The organism is Gammaproteobacteria bacterium (assembly GCA_022450155.1).
Taxonomy (GTDB): domain Bacteria; phylum Pseudomonadota; class Gammaproteobacteria; order Arenicellales; family UBA868; genus REDSEA-S09-B13.
The window spans coordinates 49578-64616 of sequence record JAKUQR010000009.1; the positions used below are offsets into that span (position 1 = coordinate 49578).

Genomic DNA, 15039 nt, shown 5'->3' on the forward strand with positions numbered 1-15039 from the left:
CTTTAGGCTGACCGGGGCAGTGGGCAAATGAAACTGGCAGATTGTGTGGCCGAAGTGGAACAGCAGCTCCAGCGCGCGAAGCTTTATTTTGGGCATGGTACAGACAACGCGCGTGATGAAGCCGCCTGGCTGGTGATGGCAGCATCAGGCATTGATGTCGGCACATTCGATGGAGACTGGACACAGGAATTGTCAGTACAGCAGCTGGCTGAAACTGAAAAACTGGTCTTGGAAAGGACCCGCAGCCGACAACCATTGGCCTATATTCTCAACAGTGCCTGGTTCGCGGAGACCGAGTTCTACATCGATGAACGCGCGATAGTCCCGCGTTCTCACATTGGCGAGTGGATACCGGAATGTTTTGAACCCTGGCTTGATCCAAGCGGTGTGCAAAATGTGCTCGACTTGTGCACTGGGGGTGGTTGTATCGCTGTTGCACTTGCCCTGGTTCTGAACCGGGCCAGATTTGATGCTGTGGACATTTCCACGGACGCATTGGCTGTGGCGGCTATAAATGCTCGTCGCCACGCGGTGAGTGATCGAATCCGGCTGATCCAATCCGATCTGTTTACAGCGTTGCCTGGTCGTCGGTACGACTTGATTCTTTGTAATCCCCCATATGTTACAGACCAACTGATCGATGAACTGCCGCTTGAATATAGCCACGAGCCAGAAATAGCATTCAGTGGCGGTGTAGATGGGCTTACGATAATTCGGCAGGTTTTGGCAGAATCGCGGGCACACCTTACTCAGCGGGGATTACTGGTGGTAGAAGCCGGTAGCGCGGCGCTGGCTGTCGAAAATGCCTGGGCTAGGGTACCGTTTACCTGGCTTATGTCAGCGAATGGCGAATCGGTGGTGTTTGTGTTGTCAGCCGATGAACTAGATACTTATGGGCAGAGTTTTGTATAGACACTCAGATATTCGATCGTCAGATCTCGATCATTTCGAAGTCGATCTTGGTTGCATCACAATCGGGGCACTGCCACGAATCGGGGATATCTTCCCAGCGCGTACCTGCATCGATGCCGTCTTCCGGCAGACCCTCAGCCTCATCGTAAATGAAACCGCAGATGACACACATCCACGTCTTATACTCCATAGGGGTTTCTTACCTTATAAGCCAAAGTAGAGCATTCTAACCGAAAGCTTTTTTTCGGCGCACTCAGATCAGGCGCAATTGTTTCTGACACAAGCAGAGTCTTCAACACCGGAGCATCAGAATGAAAGACACCAATCAGCGGTTGTTTAACGCCGCGAAGAAAGTCATACCGGGTGGTGTGAATTCACCTGTTCGCGCTTACAAAGCCGTGGGGGGCACACCCGTATTTATCGATCACGCACACGGCGCCTATATTTATGATACGGATGGGAAAGAATACATCGATTATGTGTGTTCCTGGGGACCGATGATTTTGGGTCATGCCGACCCAACGGTGGTGGCTGCCGTACGGGAGGCAGCGGGGAAAGGCTTGAGTTTTGGTGCACCGACCGCTATGGAGACTGAGTTGGCGGAACTGATTTGCTCGTCTGTGGCATCCGTCGAGCAGGTGCGAATGGTCAATTCAGGTACAGAAGCCACAATGAGCGCTATCCGATTGGCCCGTGGCTTTACCGGCCGGGACAAAATAATCAAGTTTGAAGGTTGCTACCACGGGCACGCTGACGGACTGCTGGTCAAAGCCGGGTCAGGCGCCCTTACACTTGGTGTGCCAACCTCGCCGGGTGTGCCTGCAGCGATGGCTGAGCATACGCTGACCCTGGAATTTAATAACCTGGAACAGGTAACAACGGTGTTCGACGAGGTGGGGGAACAGTTGGCCGCGGTGATTGTTGAGCCTGTTGCCGGGAATATGAATTGCGTACCACCTAAATCTGGGTTTCTTGGAGGCCTCAGAGCATTGTGTGATCAATACGACACTGTACTCATATTTGACGAGGTTATGACAGGATTCAGGGTCGCCGCCGCAGGCGCCCAGGCGCTGTACAACGTCATTCCCGACCTGACCACACTGGGCAAGGTGGTTGGGGGTGGATTACCGGTTGGGGCTTTCGGTGGGCGCGCCGAAATCATGGCCCACTTGGCACCTCAGGGAGCGGTATACCAGGCTGGAACTCTTTCCGGGAACCCGTTGGCAATGGCTGCGGGGATAGCCACTCTGCAACAGGTGCTTGAAGCAGGGTTTTATGAACGCCTCGCGGGGCGACTCGACAAACTCATTGAAGGTCTGCACAGCGCCGCCTCAGACACGGACATCCCATTGGCCACCAACCATGTGGGCGCTATGTTTGGGTTGTTCTTTACCGAAGCAGATACAGTGAGCAGTTTCGCTGATGTCATGGCGTGCGACACCGATCGATTTGGTCGCTTCTTTCATGGCATGCTTGAAGCGGGCATCTACCTGGCACCTTCGGCGTTTGAAGCCGGTTTTATCTCATCAGCTCATGGGGATTTAGAGATTGATCGGACGCTAGAAACTGTGCGTCAGGTACTGAAAACACTCAATTGAAAAAGTTAAATCACAATAGATACTGCATTGGTAACTTTCGATAAACCCGCGCACTGCTCAGCAGGATAAAAGTGATGTGCGTAACCATCAGTGCCATAGTTAAGATGAAGCCGACGAGTACGAACATCAAAAACATAATGACCAACAGGTACAGTGATGTACTCAGTGCAAGATTGACGACACTCCGGCCGCTATCGTCAAGAGATTTTGATTAACCTGACCTGCGCTACTACAACAGCTAGGATTGCCAAAGGTTACGCAGAGATTATCGCCATCAACGGGGCTGAAAACGAGAGGATCTGAATGTCGTCATCGGACTCGGTCAAAGCCAGGGTGACCGTCACACAGACAGCAATCACCAAGGCCAGTCCACTGATCAGGAACAAGCCCGGCAGAAGCTTCCACGGTCAACCCTTTTCACGCGGACGAGAGCAGCCGTTACCGTGCTTGCGCACGGCAATAAGAAACCAGATCGCGACGGGGAACAGCCGGCCGACCGGAATGGTCGGCTGACAACTGGTCAGTCCGCTGGTGCTACGTCTTCAGCGGCTGGGCCCTTATCCCGGGTGGTAAGGCTGAATTCAACGCGCTGACCTTCGGTCAACGTCTTGAAACCTTCACCCCGGATCTCGCGGTAGTGAACGAAAACATCGTCTCCGTTTTCCTGCGCTATGAAACCATAGCCCTTGCGCTCGTTAAACCACTTCACTGTACCTACATGTCGTTCCGACATAACTCCTCCAAACAGGGTTACTTCAAGATCAGAAAGCAAACACACGGTGCTTCCCTAGCGCCCATTGTAACGGTGTTGCCCCTGAACGCAAACATTAATTACCTATCTTTACTGATGGTGATCTCGTAATGTTCTCAGTGATGCCCCGTCTTTTTTGTTGTACCAATCTTCAATCAGCCGAAACGAAATGGAAATGTCCGTCGGCAGCTGAAATTGCCCCGTTGCCAATCCTTCGCTGATTTGTTTGCGACTCAGCCAGCGTGCGTCTTCAAGTTCTTTATCATTTAAGGAAATCGAACGACTAGCAGCCTGCGCCTGGTATCCGAGCATCAGCGTACCTGGGAATGGCCACGGTTGCGATGAATGATAATGTGCGCTTTCAACCTGTATTCCCGTTTCTTCAGCGACCTCCCTGATGACTGCCTGTTCTGCACTTTCACCTGGTTCCACAAATCCAGCGATGGTGGAATAGCGGTTCTCTGGCCATTCGCTTTTGCGACCGAAAAGTGCTTCATCACCGAGCTCAACAAGCACGATAATCGCCGGATCGGTCCGCGGATAGTGTTGACGGGTACACTGCGGTGCAGTGCATTGGAGCATATGCCCACCGAAACGGGCTACCGTTCGGGCACCACACGAACCGCAAAAAGCCTGAGTCCGTCGCCAATTGACGATGGCTCGGGCATAACTCAAAAGTGCAGCATGACGCTCGTCCAGTAATGCGGCAAAAGTCCGGAGGTCGGCGAATTCTCCATACTCAGAGGAGTTTTCTTCGACTATGGCTGCAAAATAATGCCGATCAAATTCGCGCCCCAGGTAAACATATTCATCAAGCACGCCGAAGGTTTTTTCGAATTCGCGCAACGACAGTAAAGCTGCCCGGTAGCCAGACGCTTCCCGCCGGACAAACACATTCCCGCCCGAGACCGGTAAGAAACGACTGGATTCGCTGTTGATCAGACAGGCCAATGTTGTTTCGGTATTGCGCTGCTCCGGCGCGCGGTCGGTGGTCTGACTTGAGAACAGATTGAGTGAACTAAGTTGTAAGTGGTTCATGGTTGGCGAATTCCCGACGGCGACCTGATTCGTGCATGAGCACAGTTAAGCATGGGTAAGGGTACTACAGGACGCAGCGTTTAAGTCGCTGGCGTTCTGGGGTTAGAATCCCTGTACACAGAGTTCCGGCACATCTCGCGATGTGTGACCTGAACACTGTCGATCAACATTACCGCCCAAGATCCTAAAACCATAATGCGCCAGCAACTCAGCGATCTGCTGAAAATTTCCGTTTCAGCTCTGATCGAGGAAGGCGTAATCTGTGTAGACGTGCCAGCCGATGTTCACATCGAACGAACGCGGCAGCGAGATCACGGCGATTTTGCCTGCAACATTGCGATGACATTGGCCAAATCCGCCCGAATGAAACCACGCGATCTGGCCAGTTTGCTGCGCTCCCGCTTGCCGGAGAACACATTGATCGACAGGACCGAGGTGGCTGGACCGGGTTTCATCAATATCTTTCTGACCCATGATGCGTTCTATAAACTGATCCCTGTGATCCGAAAAGCCGGGGATAACTACGGTTGTTGCGACGCCGGAGAGCAAAAACGAATTCTGGTGGAGTTCGTGTCCTCCAATCCGACTGGCCCACTTCACGTGGGACATGGTCGGGGTGCCGCCTATGGCGATGCGCTGGTTCGGGTACTCAGAGCATCCGGGTACGATGCCGCGAGTGAGTACTACATCAATGATGCCGGGCGTCAGATGGATATCCTGGCGGTCAGTGTGTTCTTACGTTACCTGGAACTGTGTGGCGAAGAATTCGAATTTCCTGCTAACGCTTACCAGGGAGATTACGTTTTCGATATTGCAGCGAGCCTGCATCGCGATCTGGGGGAGGATTTGAGACAGCCGTTAGACGCCATCATCGGTTCTTTGCCCACAGACGGTGATCAATTGCTCGATACACTGATTTCGCGCGCAAAAACCTTACTCGGTAAGGAATGCTTTACTCGGATACACGATTTGGCCAGAGATACACTGGTCGATGACATTCGTGAAGACCTCTCACAGTTTGGAGTAACTTTTGATCACTGGTTCTCGGAAAACACTCTGGTCACAGGAAATGCAGTTGCACGGGTCGTGGAGAAGTTGACCGAAAACGGTCTGATGTATGAAAAAGATGGTGCATTGTGGTTGCGCACAACTGACTACGGCGACGAAAAAGATCGCGTTGTAATCCGGGCCAACGGAAACCACACTTATTTTGCAACTGACATTGCCTATCACCTGGACAAGTTTGAACGTGGTTTTGATCATGCCATCAACATTTGGGGCGCGGATCATCATGGTTATATCGAGCGGGTCAAGGCTTCGATCGCAGGATTAGGCCAAGAGCCGGATGCGCTCACAGTATTAACGGTGCAGTTCGCCGTACTGTACCGCAGCGGTAAAAAGGTCTCTATGTCAACGCGCAGTGGGCAGTTTGTAACGCTGCGTGAATTACGCCAGGAAGTCGGTATCGATGCGGCCCGCTTTTTTTATGCCCTGCGTAAACCTGAACAGCATATGGACTTCGACCTGGATCTGGCAAAGTCCCAGTCCAGCGATAACCCGGTGTACTATGTACAGTACGCCCATGCGCGGATCTGCAGCGTTTTCAAGCAGCTGCTCGAAAAAGACATAGCTGTAGACCTTGATGATCCTGACTTTGGTTTGTTGACGGAAGAACGCGAACTGGGATTGTTGCGTGAACTGTCACGCTATCCAGAAGTTGTCGAAACTGCCGCACGCAGCTACGAACCTCACCTCGTTGCGTATTACGTTCGCGATCTCGCCAACGAATTCCACACCTATTACAACGCACATCCTTTTATAGCTGCTGATGCACCTCTGCGAAACGCCAGATTATCGCTGATAGACGCCACCCGAGTCGTATTGGCTAACGCGCTCGGTCTACTCGGTGTATCGGCACCGACAAGTATGTGAACAGATGTTCCCCTGGCGCCGAAGGAACGTAAGATTACGGCCAGGACAAATAGTGTCGCTGATGTTTACACTGGCTGTGGGCCTGGTGGGTGGTTGGGCGGGGACCATTATGTACAACGGCATGAAAAGTGGCGATCCGGACCGAATAGGTGCTGGACTGAAACAATTGTTTACAGAGTCGCAGGAGGGTGAGGTTGCCAATACGGCCAGCAAGATAGCCCCGTCAACCGATCCTGTTCGCGCTAGCTTTGAATTTTACACGGTGCTGCCAGATGTCGAACGAGTTGTGTCTGTCGAAGAGACCGCGCCGCGAACACAAACCAGCAAAGAGCCTGTCAAGAAATCAGTCAAGATCCAGGATACCGATGGATATTACATGCTCCAGGTGGGGTCTTACAGCAAACAGTCAATCGCGGAGAAAATGAAGGCCCGACTGGCAATCACCCGCTTTGAACCAGCGATACAGAGGGTCAATATTCAAGGTCAAGGACAGATTTTTCGCGTGCAGGTCGGTCCGTTCAGGACCATGGGACAGTTGGAAAAAGCGAATCGCAAACTCGAGCAGATGGGGTTTAAGACTTTGTGGCTAAAAGTCTCAACACGACCCTGAGCACACAAAAGTGAAACACATACGCAGAAGCGCCATTGGCCCGGACAAACTGAGTGTAACCATTGTCTTGCTTGACGGATATTTTCTAGTTTTTTGTTTATCGTGCCGGGAGATAGCGGCATGGAAATAAACAAAACTGGCGGTTAATTATTGATTGAGTCCCTACAGCAACAGGGTACAGATCATGTTTTCTGTGTGCCAGGAGAAAGTTTTCTATCGGCACTCGATGGTTTGCATAGTGTGGAGTCGATTCGCACCATCATCTGCAGACAAGAAGGTGGTGCGGCGATGATGGCAGATGCCTACGGCAAACTCACCCACCGCCCCGGGTGTGTTTTGTCAGCCGTGGGCCTGGGGCGAGTAACGCGGCAGTAGGTATCCACATCGCTTCTTAGGACTCGACACCTCTGGTGATGTTCGTTGGTCAGATTGAGCGTGGCACAATTGGGCGTGAAGCATTTCAAGAAGTAGATTACAAAGCGATGTTTGGACATGCCGCCAAGCGGTAGAACAGATTGAAGATGTGGATCGGATTCCAGAAGTAGTTAGCCGTGCTTTTCATGCAACTGTTAACGGTCGTGCCGGACCGGTTGTGATCGCCTTACCGGAAGACATGCTGCGGGATACAACGGCTGATCAGCCTGTCGCATCGTTTCGGCGTGTGGAATCGGCGCCGGCCGCGGCAGCTGTTGCGGAGTTCGAATAAAGGCTTAAAGCTGCCCGAAAGCCGATCATGATCATTGGCGGACGGGGTTGGCAGCCGGACGCGAGAGAGAAAATTCAGCAGTTCTCAAAAGACTGGAATCTTCGTGTCGTGGCCGGGTTTCGTTTTCAGGGGAGCTTGCAACCGCTGTACAGTACCGGCTTTCTGTGGTGATTGTCGTTGTTACCAACGGGATGTTCGGTACGATTCGGATGCATCAGGAACGGCAGTTCTCCGGCCGAGTCATCGGTACGAAACTTGTTAACCCTGATTTTTGTGCGCTGGCCCAGGCCTACGGTGCTCATGCAGAACGAGTTGAGGAAACCGCGGCATTTCTACCGGCCCTGCGGCGTGGGCTCGAAATTTCAGGTCCCGCGCTGATAGAACTGATTGTCGATCCTGAGGCAATCACACCCAGCCGAACATTATCGGATCTGAAAGCCGGGGGATGATCGAAACGGGTTAGGCGAGTACCAAGCGCAGCTTATCGATCACCGTGTCGAGCTGTGCTTCAGTGATGACCAGCGGCGGCAGCAGCCGGATCACGGTAGGTCCGGCTGGCAGCGCCAGTATGCCCTGGTCCAGCAGGGCCTGCAGATAGGGAGTGGCCTTTTCCTTGAGTTCAATACCGATCATCAGGCCGATCTGGCGTACATCTCTGACCCGTTCCGGCAGGTGAGCGCCAAACTGGCTAGCAAAATAATTACCCCGTACCCTGGCTTGTTCTGCCAGTTGCTGGGTCTGCATGAATTCAATGGCGGCGAGTGCTGCGGCGCAGGCCAAGGGGTTACCACCGAAGGTCGAGCCATGAGCACCTATGCCGGGATCGACACGCGCAGAGCACACGACAGCACCCATGGGGACGCCACCAGCAATCCCTTTGGCCAGGCACAGCATGTCCGGCGAAAGGTCATGATGCTGGCAGGCAAAGAAAGCACCAGTACGACAGAAGCCGGTCTGCACTTCGTCAATGATGAGAAGCACCCCCCGGTCATCGCATAACTGACGAGCCGCTGCCAGGTAATCTGCGTTGGCTGGACGGACACCACCCTCACCCTGAACAGGTTCCAAAATGATGGCCGCGGTATTGTCATCGATGGCTGCGTCTAACTTATCGATGTTGTTAAGGGGAACAAAGCTGCAGTTCGGTAGCAAAGGTTCAAACGCGTCACGGTATTTAAATGTTGCACTGAGTGCGCCCAGCGTGCGTCCGTGAAATCCGCGCATCGCCGTTACCAGCCCGCTGCGCCCGGTCGTTTTTCGTGCAAACTTGATCGCCGCTTCAATGCTTTCCGTGCCAGAGTTGCAGAGAAACACGCGCTCCAGACCGGGCGGTGTAATCTCGACCAGTTTTTTCATCAACTGCCCGCGCGTGTTATTGAAAAATATACCTGGGCAGGTGATCAGGCTTTCTGCCTGGTGCGCAAGAGCAGTCGCTACGGCTGGATTGGCGTGACCAATGTTGGCAACACCTACACCAGCCGTACAGTCCAGATACTCATTTCCCTGATCATCCCATAACAAGGCACCTTCACCCCGAACGATGGTCACACCCCGCCGGGGATAGACCGGTAAAGCGAAGCGTTCTTCGTAATCTCTACCGTTCATCGAATTATCGTTCCACAGCCTGCCAGTGCATCCCGAACGGGGTGTTCTACTCGGCCGTCTGCGATAACCACCTCTGCTGCACCAGCGGTGAAGAGGGTGCGTAAAGCCAGCATTTTACGTTTCATACGGCCTTCTACCTGCTGTTCGCGCTGCGCCAACTCTGCTTGACTCATCTGGGGTACCAGACTCGACGGATCTTTCCGATTATCAAGAAAGCCGGGGGCCTCAATCAACTGCAGAATTCTGGTCGCATTGAGCCCTTTCTGCAGAACATTTACGATGTCATCGTTTTCAGAGTTGATGGCATGGCCTTGTTCGTCGATGATGGGTATGCTGATCACGGGGCGGTATTCGTGTTTCAGCAACAGTTCCAGCAGGGTGGTATTTGCGGAACGGGGTTTGCCAGAAAAATCCCGCTTAAGGATTGTTTTGCCCCCCTCCCGAACTCGAATACCGCGATTTCTTTCGCCCTGAATGAGGCGGCCATCCAGACCACTGAGGCCGATCGCGTTGACACCTTGGCGTTGGCAAAGCTCGACAAAACGACGGTTGCGAAGGCCAGCATAGGTCATCATGATGAGGTCTATGGCTGACTCGTCAGAATAAACACTGGTATAGCCAGACAGTGAAGTCAGCTCCTGTTTGGTCATCGCCAGACGTTCGCCGATACTGTCGCGCAGTGCGTTGGCTCCAAGTATCACAACAAACGGGTCATCTAACGCGGCAAGATCGTTCACGACGCCTGGAATATTGATATCGGCGCCACCACCGACTTTGATAATCAACATGTTTAAAGTGTCAAGATGCTGCGGTTACTAATAGGTTGCCACCGGATCCTGCCGGGGTAGGGTTCGGAGCAGACAATGTCGGCCGTTCCTTCCTGTCCACGGTACATCTGAAAGTATGCCTGATTTTCATTGTACAAGGTGGCGAGGTGCGAAGACGTTGTATCGGCAATAATCAAATTCATGGCACGCACGTAGCGGGTTCTTTTTTCGATGATCGCAGTGCCTCTGGTCAGGGCCTTGAGTCGATCACCATGGTCAAATCGTTTGACGTAGTTGAAGATCTTTTCCGCGCCGATGCGCCCTTCCTCCTTGATCCGCACACCGTGGAGTTGACCGTTGAATACAAATACCCGCTTACCGTCGAAAAACGGCATGTTATTTTCAACCGCAATTCCCTCATCTCGAAAAGCGCTTCGGGCATGAGCGACAAGCAGAGTAGTGGCGCCGAATTGTGAGATGTCATCCTGCCAGATGGGTGAGATATTCCGGTAGATTTGCCACTGATTGTCTTGAAGCCAGGCACAACCCCAGCCGTGTCCCTGATATTCTGAGCTGTCGCGTGATAATGCAGCGAAATGCAGCAGGTGGTCGGAAATCCGGAAAGGTTGTGCAGCATGCACCCACAGTAAACGACACATCGGCAGGTTGTCAGATAGGATGCAGGCCCGGAAATTCGAGGCCACAGGTCTCGTCAAATCCATGCATAAGGTTGAAACACTGTATGGCCTGTCCAGCGGCGCCCTTCATCAAGTTGTCGATAGCGCTGATGACCACCAGTCTGTTGGACGAGGCATCCCGCTCGAACCCGATATCGCAGTAGTTGGTACCTGCCAGGAGTTTGGGTTCTGGATAGCGATGGATGCCACTGCGTTCTTTAACGATCCGTATAAAAGGTTCCTCTGAATAGTCCTCGCGGTATATTTTCCATACTGCTTTTTCGTCCAAATCATCGTTCAAAAAGACATGGCAGGTCGCAAGGATACCGCGCACCATCTCGATAGAGGTTGCAGAAAAATGAATTGCGATATCACCGAGCACCTGTTTCATTTCGCCCACATGTCGGTGGCCCGTAGGTTGGTAGGATCGCACCGCCCCACTGCGCTCCGGGTGGTGTGAAGCATCGCTCCCTGTATTACCGCCTTCACTAGAGCCCGCTTTGACTTCGATGACAACAGACTCAACCAAATTGCGCCGCACGAGTGGACGTACAGCCAGCGTACTGGCAGTGGCGTTGCAACCGGCGCAGGCGACCTGATCTGCCTGCATGATGTTTTCACGGTTGAATTCCGGCACGCCATAAGCAAAAGTGCCAAGTAGGTCAGGGCGTAAATGTGGCCGGCCATACCATCGCATATAGCTTTCAGCATCGGTCAGCCTGAAATCAGCACTGAGGTCAATCAGTCGCGGAGCCAGTGTCTGAAAACGGTCTATGCTGGCCATGATTTCTCCATGCGGCAGACAGAGAAACAACAGATCACATGACTCAAGTTCATTCACTGCACAGAACTTCAGCCGAGTTATGCCGCGCAGATTGGGATGGGCATTATGAACAAACTTTCCAGCAGATCGTTCTGAGGTGACCTGCTGCACTGTGCTTTCGGAGTGAAACAGTAGCAGCCGCAACAATTCGCCACCGGTGTAGCCAGAACCTCCGACAATGGATACGCGAATCACCTTAGTTGTTCCAGTACATATTCGACAACACGGCCGGGAATATTAACTCCCGTAGATTCAATGCTATTCCTGAATTCCATAGTGTAGTTGACTTCATTGACCAGCAGGCCTTCTGTTGATTCAAAGAGGTCGACAGCAAGCACGCCGCCGCCTACTGCATATGCCGCAGCGACCGAAAGCGATGCGATCTCGTCGGTTACCGGGCAATTGGTTGCGACGGCACCTCGCGCTGTATTGGTGATCCAATGAGACGAACTGCGATAGATCGCCGCAATACAGTCGTTGCCGACCACGAAACTGCGTATATCCCTACCTTGTTTCTCGACGTATTTCTGGATGTAGAAAATCGAGTGATGGTAGCTGCCAAGAACTGTTTTGTGTTCGAGGATCGATTCGGCAGACTCGCGGTCATTGACTTTGGCTAACAAGCGGCCCCATGAGCCGACCGCAGGTTTTAGTACTACCGGGTACCCCAGTTCCTCTATTGCCACCAGCGCTGAATCTTCAGTAAAAGCAACGCGAACCGATGGTTGGGCCAGACCAGCTTCTTTTAACGCAAGAGAGGTCAGAATCTTATCACCGCATACCCGAGCAACTTCGGATGAATTAATACAGCGAATACCGAGGCTCTCGAAAAGCCGCAGTCCATGCATAGCGCGGGAATGATTGATACAGCGTTCTACGACAATATCAATATCGGGGATCGACTCAAGGTCAAAAGTCAGTTTTCGATCATCAAGCATTATGGGCGTGACATTCCGTTGCCTGAACTCGTCAATCAGAAGTTTTTCCTCCTTCCTGATCAGCGAGTGAAGGAAGCCTACTCTCATTCTCCCCAGTCCTCCTCGGTCTCTGGTGCTTCAGCGAGTGTTGGTGGATTGAGTTCAGTGACTTCCAGTTCAGAGCCACAGTCGGGACACTCCAATAGTTCTCCGACGACAGTATCGGTTGCCAGCGTAATCTGGGCACCGCATACGGGGCATTCACTCATAAGTTTTCTCCGATTGTAATCACAGTTCAGATCCATTGCATAAAATGAAATCTCTGATTTTAGTGGCGGCCTATTCTAGTGTGACGCTCGTGTCAGGGCGAGTGATCCAGATTATCATCGCATCTGGCGCAGCTATGTGCCAAATCTGGACCAGCCCAGGTAATGCCACGGCAGGTCTTATCTGTTTAAATGAAGGTTTTGGCCGTGCGTCATATTGCAAAACCGGTTGTGAATCCCGCCTGCTGGTTTTGCTGTTTCTGCGCAGCGGGGCCAGTTTACCCACAGGTAAAGGAAAATAACGGTGGATACCTTTCTTCAGCAACTCAGTAGTGATATCGAAGCTTTTGTCTCGGCACGAGACTGGCACCAGTTTCACTCACCCAAGAACCTTTCGATGGCCTTGAGTGTTGAAGCAGCTGAACTTGTAGAACATTTTCAGTGGTTGACGGCTGACCAGAGCGAAGACTTGTCTGACGATCAGTGTCAGGCGGTTGGCGAAGAGTTAGCCGATATTCTGATCTATACCTTGATGGTGGCCCGGCGTTTGGGAATTGATCTGGAACAGGCGACGGTCAATAAGATGAAACAGAACCGCCGCAAGTACCCGATCGAGAAGGCCCGGGGCCTGACCGCCAAGTACACCGAGCTCTAAGCAGGCCACACTGTCGATGCTCGACCTTGGCCGTTGCCCACTGGATAGGCCGGATCCTTCGGTCGGACAGTGAGTGGCTGGTGACCCGGCTAGGTACCGCCGGTACACACCAGCCCCTGGTACAGCGAGTGTTTTGATTATGTTTAGGGCTTCGGCGAGATCATTTCGGTCGACACGGACCTGGTCGGGCCTTACGGCCATTGTGCAGATCTCTCGCCTATCTTGGAAAGAGACCTGAAGGTGCGGCCGGTTAAATCGGCACGTGACGCGCAAGATGCACGAACTACAGGAGCAGTCATAACAATATCGCAAAAGCACTTAAGTCGTCGCACTAGCCTAGGTTATTCGGCATTGTGCATGTTGCCGCTATGGTTTTACTTGCCCTATCAAAGTTTGACCCTTTAAAAAAGCACTATTAAGAATTGCCCTAAATCACGCCCTGTTCGCGGAGCCGATCGCACTCGGCGGTATCGAGGCCTAATAGTTCCTCAAGCACCTCCTCGGTGTGCTGGCCTAGCATGGGTGGTGCGTGCCGATAGGATACCTCCGTTACCGACATTTTCGATGGGCTGCCAATCAGACTGACCGGTTCGCCGGCGGCGGGATGGTCCATTTCGATTCGCATGTCACGGGCTATGACTTGGGCATCGGCGAAAACCTGGTCGATGTTGTTGATGGGGCCGCAGGTGATTTTATTGTTCTCCAACTCTTTCAGCCAATAAGCCGATGGTTTTTGCTGCATCACCTCGTTGAGGATTTGGGTGAGTGCTTCACGGTTTTGCACGCGCGCTTTATTGGTGGCAAAACGTTCATCATTGATCAGCTCGGGTACGCCAGCAAACTCGCAATATCGTTTGAACTGGTCGTCATTGCCAACAGCTACGATGATGTTACCGTCGGCAGTAGGGAAAACCTGATAAGGCACAATATTTGGGTGTGCGTTGCCCAGTAGTCCCGGCACTTCCCCCGAAGTAAGGTAATTCAGGCCCTGGATCGATAACAAAGACACCTGGGTATCCAACAGGCTGATATCCAGATGCTGGCCTTCTCCAGTCACTTCGCGGTGTCGTAGTGCCGCATTGATGGATAGGGTTGCCCAGAGGCCCGCCGTCAAATCAGCAATGGGGATGCCAACGCGATGTGGCTCTCCGCCAGGTGGCCCGGTAATGCTCATGATGCCGCCCAGGCCTTGTGCCATGAAATCATATCCGGGTCGTTTGGCCTTAGGCCCAGTTTGACCAAATCCGGTGATTGAGCAATAAACGAGTCCTGGATTGTCGGTCTTGAGGCTCGCGTAATCGAGGCCGAATTTGGCGAGATTTCCGACCTTGAAATTTTCAGCTAGGACTTGGCATTGGTTGATCATTCGCTTGGCCAAGGACTGGCCCTGGGCACTGGTGAGGTTCAATGTTACCGAGCGTTTGTTGCGGTTGGCAGAGAGGTAATAGCCGCTTTCGGTGGTTTCGATTCCATCTACGTCAAGTACAAACGGGGGGCCGTATTTTCGAGTATCGTCGCCAACTTCGGGCCGTTCGATCTTGATGATATCGGCGCCGAGATCGCCCAAGATCTGTGTGCAACTCGGTCCTGCCAAAACGCGCGTCAGATCGAACACGCGAATTCCAGTGAGCGGGCCGCTCATCGTGGCCTCGTGGCATTCAGTATCATTCAGGTTTTCCTAATTAAGTTCCAAAAATTTCTCGCAGCTGCGTTGGCGCACCTTTTTACCAATTCCTCTGCGCAAATCCCCGGCCGGTCCCAATTGGCGCAAACATAGTCAGC

The 15039-nt window shown here is 52.6% G+C and carries 17 protein-coding genes and 2 pseudogenes; 9 read left to right on the forward strand and 10 right to left on the reverse strand.

All coding sequences use genetic code 11. From position 1 onward, the window contains the following. The first annotated feature begins 27 nt into the window (after window positions 1-27). A complete protein-coding gene (prmB, locus tag MK323_06905) occupies window positions 28-912 on the forward strand; it encodes a 50S ribosomal protein L3 N(5)-glutamine methyltransferase (GenBank protein MCH2481889.1) in 885 nt (294 codons plus the stop codon). Between the two features lie 19 nt (window positions 913-931). On the opposite strand, the gene MK323_06910 is transcribed toward prmB, so the two are convergent. Beyond that, window positions 932-1102 (reverse strand): rubredoxin, encoded by a 171-nt coding sequence (locus MK323_06910; protein ID MCH2481890.1) that lies wholly within the window; start codon window positions 1100-1102, stop codon window positions 932-934. Window positions 1103-1223: 121 nt separating this feature from the next. Between MK323_06910 and hemL the strand changes: the two genes are divergently transcribed. Both hemL and MK323_06920 read left to right on the forward strand, forming a co-directional pair. Next, a complete protein-coding gene (gene hemL / locus MK323_06915; protein MCH2481891.1) occupies window positions 1224-2510 on the forward strand; it encodes a glutamate-1-semialdehyde 2,1-aminomutase in 1287 nt (428 codons plus the stop codon). A 303-nt stretch (window positions 2511-2813) separates the two neighbouring features. Further along, the gene (locus tag MK323_06920; protein MCH2481892.1) at window positions 2814-3023 is read left to right on the forward strand and encodes a hypothetical protein; all 210 of its coding nucleotides are present in this window, start codon (window positions 2814-2816) and stop codon (window positions 3021-3023) included. 7 nt (window positions 3024-3030) lie between these two features. Here MK323_06920 and MK323_06925 read toward each other — a convergent pair whose 3' ends face one another. Together MK323_06925 and nudC are read right to left on the reverse strand one after the other, a co-directional pair. After that, on the reverse strand, window positions 3031-3243 hold the full coding sequence (locus MK323_06925) for a cold shock domain-containing protein (GenBank protein MCH2481893.1): 213 nt from the start codon (window positions 3241-3243) through the stop codon (window positions 3031-3033). Window positions 3244-3351: 108 nt separating this feature from the next. Further along, on the reverse strand, window positions 3352-4299 hold the full coding sequence (nudC, locus tag MK323_06930) for an NAD(+) diphosphatase (GenBank protein MCH2481894.1): 948 nt from the start codon (window positions 4297-4299) through the stop codon (window positions 3352-3354). 195 nt (window positions 4300-4494) lie between these two features. Between nudC and argS the strand changes: the two genes are divergently transcribed. The 3 genes and pseudogenes from argS to MK323_06945 all read left to right on the forward strand — a co-directional run bounded on the left by argS (window position 4495) and on the right by MK323_06945 (window position 7996). Continuing rightward, window positions 4495-6231, forward strand: coding sequence for an arginine--tRNA ligase (gene argS / locus MK323_06935; GenBank protein ID MCH2481895.1), 1737 nt, complete (start codon window positions 4495-4497; stop codon window positions 6229-6231). A gap of 61 nt (window positions 6232-6292) precedes the next feature. Further along, window positions 6293-6841: an SPOR domain-containing protein gene (locus MK323_06940; protein ID MCH2481896.1), complete on the forward strand. Its 549-nt coding sequence runs from the start codon at window positions 6293-6295 to the stop codon at window positions 6839-6841. Window positions 6842-6991: 150 nt separating this feature from the next. Next, window positions 6992-7996: pseudogene (locus MK323_06945) on the forward strand (thiamine pyrophosphate-dependent enzyme). Window positions 7997-8006: 10 nt separating this feature from the next. On the opposite strand, the gene MK323_06950 reads toward MK323_06945, so the two are convergent. The 6 genes from MK323_06950 to lysW are packed head-to-tail and all read right to left on the reverse strand — an operon-like array spanning window position 8007 to window position 12605. Further along, window positions 8007-9152 (reverse strand): aspartate aminotransferase family protein, encoded by a 1146-nt coding sequence (locus tag MK323_06950; GenBank protein MCH2481897.1) that lies wholly within the window; start codon window positions 9150-9152, stop codon window positions 8007-8009. Continuing rightward, window positions 9149-9940: a [LysW]-aminoadipate kinase gene (locus MK323_06955; GenBank protein MCH2481898.1), complete on the reverse strand. Its 792-nt coding sequence runs from the start codon at window positions 9938-9940 to the stop codon at window positions 9149-9151. The genes MK323_06950 and MK323_06955 overlap by 4 nt, the downstream gene beginning before the upstream one ends. A 2-nt stretch (window positions 9941-9942) precedes the next feature. After that, window positions 9943-10623 carry a hypothetical protein gene (locus MK323_06960; protein ID MCH2481899.1) on the reverse strand — a complete coding sequence of 227 codons (681 nt, stop codon included), beginning with the start codon at window positions 10621-10623 and terminating at the stop codon, window positions 9943-9945. Then, window positions 10589-11614, reverse strand: coding sequence for an N-acetyl-gamma-glutamyl-phosphate reductase (gene argC / locus MK323_06965; GenBank protein MCH2481900.1), 1026 nt, complete (start codon window positions 11612-11614; stop codon window positions 10589-10591). The genes MK323_06960 and argC overlap by 35 nt, the downstream gene beginning before the upstream one ends. Next, window positions 11611-12444, reverse strand: a complete 834-nt coding sequence (lysX, locus tag MK323_06970; GenBank protein MCH2481901.1) for a lysine biosynthesis protein LysX — start codon at window positions 12442-12444, stop codon at window positions 11611-11613. Before lysX ends, argC begins: the two co-directional genes overlap by 4 nt. After that, entirely contained in the window at window positions 12441-12605 is a 165-nt protein-coding gene (gene lysW, locus MK323_06975; GenBank protein ID MCH2481902.1) for a lysine biosynthesis protein LysW, read from the reverse strand. The genes lysX and lysW overlap by 4 nt, the downstream gene beginning before the upstream one ends. Window positions 12606-12649: 44 nt before the next feature. Here lysW and MK323_06980 point away from each other — a divergent pair, with 44 nt between their 5' ends. From MK323_06980 to MK323_06990, 3 genes and pseudogenes are all read left to right on the forward strand, one after another. Further along, on the forward strand, window positions 12650-12904 hold the full coding sequence (locus MK323_06980) for a hypothetical protein (GenBank protein MCH2481903.1): 255 nt from the start codon (window positions 12650-12652) through the stop codon (window positions 12902-12904). 2 nt (window positions 12905-12906) lie between these two features. Next, window positions 12907-13257 (forward strand): nucleotide pyrophosphohydrolase, encoded by a 351-nt coding sequence (locus tag MK323_06985; GenBank protein MCH2481904.1) that lies wholly within the window; start codon window positions 12907-12909, stop codon window positions 13255-13257. A 59-nt stretch (window positions 13258-13316) separates the two neighbouring features. After that, window positions 13317-13473: pseudogene (locus tag MK323_06990) on the forward strand (aminopeptidase P family protein). 211 nt (window positions 13474-13684) lie between these two features. On the opposite strand, the gene MK323_06995 reads toward MK323_06990, so the two are convergent. Next, a complete protein-coding gene (locus MK323_06995) occupies window positions 13685-14899 on the reverse strand; it encodes a CoA transferase (GenBank protein MCH2481905.1) in 1215 nt (404 codons plus the stop codon). Between the last annotated feature and the right edge of the window lie 140 nt (window positions 14900-15039).

Bases quoted from the DNA above. Each gene is read 5' to 3' on its own strand.
- MK323_06940 (MCH2481896.1), top strand. From the start codon at position 6,293: ATGTTTACACTGGCTGTGGGCCTGGTGGGTGGTTGGGCGGGGACCATT.
- MK323_06955 (MCH2481898.1), bottom strand. From the start codon at position 9,940: ATGTTGATTATCAAAGTCGGTGGTGGCGCCGATATCAATATTCCAGGC.
- MK323_06910 (MCH2481890.1), bottom strand. From the start codon at position 1,102: ATGGAGTATAAGACGTGGATGTGTGTCATCTGCGGTTTCATTTACGAT.
- lysW (MCH2481902.1), bottom strand. From the start codon at position 12,605: ATGAGTGAATGCCCCGTATGCGGTGCCCAGATTACGCTGGCAACCGAT.
- nudC (MCH2481894.1), bottom strand. From the start codon at position 4,299: ATGAACCACTTACAACTTAGTTCACTCAATCTGTTCTCAAGTCAGACC.
- lysX (MCH2481901.1), bottom strand. From the start codon at position 12,444: ATGAGAGTAGGCTTCCTTCACTCGCTGATCAGGAAGGAGGAAAAACTT.
- MK323_06995 (MCH2481905.1), bottom strand. From the start codon at position 14,899: ATGAGCGGCCCGCTCACTGGAATTCGCGTGTTCGATCTGACGCGCGTT.
- MK323_06925 (MCH2481893.1), bottom strand. From the start codon at position 3,243: ATGTCGGAACGACATGTAGGTACAGTGAAGTGGTTTAACGAGCGCAAG.
- MK323_06920 (MCH2481892.1), top strand. From the start codon at position 2,814: ATGTCGTCATCGGACTCGGTCAAAGCCAGGGTGACCGTCACACAGACA.
- prmB (MCH2481889.1), top strand. From the start codon at position 28: ATGAAACTGGCAGATTGTGTGGCCGAAGTGGAACAGCAGCTCCAGCGC.
- MK323_06980 (MCH2481903.1), top strand. From the start codon at position 12,650: ATGAAATCTCTGATTTTAGTGGCGGCCTATTCTAGTGTGACGCTCGTG.
- MK323_06950 (MCH2481897.1), bottom strand. From the start codon at position 9,152: ATGAACGGTAGAGATTACGAAGAACGCTTCGCTTTACCGGTCTATCCC.
- hemL (MCH2481891.1), top strand. From the start codon at position 1,224: ATGAAAGACACCAATCAGCGGTTGTTTAACGCCGCGAAGAAAGTCATA.
- argS (MCH2481895.1), top strand. From the start codon at position 4,495: ATGCGCCAGCAACTCAGCGATCTGCTGAAAATTTCCGTTTCAGCTCTG.